Annotated in this window: 1 pseudogene; it reads right to left on the reverse strand. The window is 29.7% G+C overall.

The annotated features are described in order from the left end of the window. Positions 1-320: pseudogene (locus tag HMPREF9075_RS13740) on the reverse strand (hypothetical protein); the annotation flags it as partial.

Here is a 320-nt window from a genome sequence, read left to right on the forward strand (position 1 = left end):
TTAATCTTTATATCAATAAACCCAATATAAGGAAAATACCCAAGATTAGAAATAAATGGTTTAGAAAGCATTGAACTTATATTAATGTTCCTTAAATTAAGTCTTCCTTTGCTATCAAAACCGCCATTTAAATAGCCAATCTCTTCCTTAATAAAATCTTCAAAATCACAATGTTCTTGTGCATTAGATATTAATGTAGCTTCATCAGTTTCTTCTTTAGGCACTTGAATTGGTGCAATTGTATCTTTTTCTACTATGGTATCTCTTTTAATAGAGGAAATAGTAGCTGTACTATCATCGAAAGATGACACTTGGGTGTT

Origin of the sequence: Capnocytophaga sp. oral taxon 332 str. F0381, from assembly GCF_000318275.2 — a bacterium.
Taxonomy (GTDB): Bacteria; Bacteroidota; Bacteroidia; order Flavobacteriales; family Flavobacteriaceae; genus Capnocytophaga; species Capnocytophaga bilenii.